We start from the raw sequence: 2,811 nt of genomic DNA, 5'->3' as shown, positions 1-2,811 counted from the left end.
GCGCGGCGGCGGCCGCTGCCGCGTCGTCGGGCGGCGGCGGGGGCGGCGGCGGGTCGAACGACGCCATCTCCCACCGCTGGTACGCGGTGAGGGTGCCCGCGCGATCGCTCGCCGAATCAGACATACGCGTCTTCCGCCTTGCCGCCGATCGCGATCGCGCCGCTCTCGGCCAGGTTGCGCACGATCTGCAGGATGCGGCGCTGCTGCGTCTCGACGTCGGACACGCGTACCGGGCCGCGCGCGTCGAGATCCTCGGCGAGCAGTTCGGCCGCGCGCTGCGACATGTTCGCGAGGAACTTCTGGCGCAGTGCCGGCGGCGCGCCCTTCAGCGCGATGATCAGCGTTTCCGACTCGACTTCCTTGAGCACCATCTGGATCGCGCGATCCTCGAGGTCGAGCAGGTTCTCGAACACGAACATCTGGTCGATGATCTTCTGCGCGAGTTCGGCGTCGTACTGGCGGACGCTTTCGAGCACGCCTTCCTCATGCACGCTCGTCATGAAGTTCAGGATCTCGGCCGCGGTGCGGATGCCGCCCATCGGGCTGCGCTTCAGGTTGTCGCTGCCGGACAGCAGGCCCGTCAGCACGTCGTCGAGTTCGCGCAGCGCGGCCGGCTGGATGCCGTCGAGCGTCGCGATCCGCAGGATCACGTCGTTACGCAGCCGCTCGGTGAAGCACGACGCGATTTCCGACGCCTGGTCGCGGTCGAGGTGCACGAGGATCGTCGCGATGATCTGCGGATGCTCGTTCTTGATCAGTTCGGCCACGGCGCCCGAGTCCATCCACTTCAGGCCCTCGATGCCGCTGGTGTCGCTGCCCTGCAGGATGCGGTCGATCAGCACGCCGGCCTTGTCCTCGCCGAGCGCCTTGGTCAGCACCGAGCGGATGTAGTCGCTCGAATCGAGCGACAGCGCGGTGTGCTGCTCCGCTTCCTTCGCGAATTCGTGCAGCACGTCCTCGACCTGCTCGCGCGTGACGTTCTTCAGCGCGGCCATCGCGGCGCCGATTTTCTGGACCTCGCGCGGCGCGAGGAACTTGAATACCTGCGCGGCCTCTTCCTCGCCGATCGACATCAGCAGGAGCGCGCTCTTGGTCAAGCCTTCAGCGTTCATCGGACACCCAGTTCTTCACGACGGTGGCGACGATCTTCGGATCCTGGCGGGCGATCGTGCGCGCGTAGTCGAGGTTGCGTTCGTAACGGTTCTTTTCGCTCTCGAACCCGAGCAGCAGCGAGTCGGGCTCCTCGGTCTTCTCCGGTGCCGGCAGGCCGTCGAGCGCGACCGAATCTTCCGGCGCGGCGAGCGCCGGTGCGACCGGCTCGGGCGGCGGGAACGCGCGGCGCATCGCCGGGCGCACGAACATGAAGTAGAGCGCCGCGGCGGCGGCCGCGATGCCGAGCCACTTCGCCGCTTCCTTCGCCATCGCGATCATGTCCGGCTGGCGCCACCACGGCAGGTCGGCGTACGGGTCGCTCGCGGTCGAGAACGCGCTGTTCACGACGTTCACCGAGTCGCCGCGCTTCTCGTCGTAGCCCATCGCATCCTTCACGAGCTGTTCGACCTGCGCGAGCTTCGCGGGCGGCAGCGGCTGCATCGTCACGTGGCCTTTCGCGTCGGCGACCGGCTGGTAGTTGACGACGACCGCGACCGACAGCCGCTTCACGCTGCCCATCGGCTGCTCGAGATGGCGGATCGTCTTGTCGACTTCGTAATTGGTCGTCTGGTCCTTGCGATCGCTCACCGGGGTCGTCTGCGGCGCGTTCTGGCCGTTGCCGGCGACGATCGGCGCGGAAGCCGGCTGCGGCGGCGTGTTCGACAGCGCGCCCGGCACGCCCGACGCGCCACCCTGCGCGAGTTCGGTCGCGCTGCTGGTCTGCTGGCTGCGGATCGCGGATTGCTGCGGATTGCCGTTCGGGCCGTAGCTTTCCGACGTCTGCTCGATCTTCGAGAAATCGAGGTCCGCGCTGACCTGCGAGCGCGCGTTGCCCGTGCCGAAGATCGGCGCGAGGATCGCGTCGATGCGCTTCTGCGTGTTGTGCTCGACCTGCTGCACGTACTTGAGCTGGCTGGCGTCGAGGCCGGATGCCGACGCGGTCTGGGTCAGCAGGTTGCCGTCCTGGTCGACGATCGTCACGTTCTTCGCGGGCATGTCGGGCACGCCGGACGACACCATCCGCGTGATGGCCTGAACCTGGCCCTCGTCGAGCACGCGGCCCGGGTAGAGGTCGACGAACACCGACGCGCTCGGCGCTTCCTTGTCGCGCACGAACACCGACGGCTTCGGGATCGCGAGATGCACGCGCGCGCCGCGCACGGCGTTGATCGATTCGATGGTGCGCTGCAGCTCGCCTTCGAGCGCGCGCTGGTAGTTGATCTGCTCGGCGAACTGGCTGATGCCGAATTTCTGGTTGTCCATCAGCTCGAAGCCGACCGAGCCGCCCTTCGGCAGCCCCATCGCGGCGAGCTTCAGGCGCGTTTCATGCACCTGGTTCGACGGCACGAGGATCGCGCCGCCGGCATCGGCGAACTTGTAGGGAACGTTTGCCTGCTGGAGCGCGGCAATGATTGCGCCGCCGTCGCGATCCGACAGGTTGCTGTACAGCACGCGGTAGTCGGGCGCGCGGCTCCACAGCACGAGCGCGGTGATGACGGCGACCGCGAGTGCGACGGCGATCAGGAACGGCAGCTTCGGGTTGCCCTTCATCCGCGAGATGCCGGGGATGCGTTCCGCGAAGCCGCCAAGCCCGAAGTCCGCGCCTGCGCCACCCGCGCCCGGCAACGCGGGCGCCGCGGGGCGGCCGGGGGAGCGGGA

Annotated in this window: 2 protein-coding genes and 1 pseudogene; all 3 read right to left on the bottom strand. The window is 68.2% G+C overall.

The features are described 5' to 3' along the window. Positions 1–124: pseudogene (locus tag G3N99_RS38290) on the bottom strand (flagellar assembly protein FliH); the annotation flags it as partial. Then, positions 117–1,112 carry a flagellar motor switch protein FliG gene (fliG, locus tag G3N99_RS38285; protein ID WP_011353514.1) on the bottom strand — a complete coding sequence of 332 codons (996 nt, stop codon included), beginning with the start codon at positions 1,110–1,112 and terminating at the stop codon, positions 117–119. The pseudogene G3N99_RS38290 and the gene fliG, both read right to left, overlap by 8 nt. Beyond that, complete coding sequence (gene fliF, locus G3N99_RS38280; RefSeq protein WP_241012062.1) at positions 1,102–2,778, bottom strand: flagellar basal-body MS-ring/collar protein FliF; 1,677 nt, start codon at positions 2,776–2,778, stop codon at positions 1,102–1,104. Before fliF ends, fliG begins: the two co-directional genes overlap by 11 nt. Positions 2,779–2,811 lie beyond the last annotated feature (33 nt).

This window comes from Burkholderia sp. Ac-20392, assembly GCF_017104585.1.
Lineage (GTDB): Bacteria > Pseudomonadota > Gammaproteobacteria > Burkholderiales > Burkholderiaceae > Burkholderia > Burkholderia lata.
The sequence above is the reverse complement of the archived record's forward strand: the minus strand, read 5'-3'. Positions and strand labels throughout refer to the sequence as shown.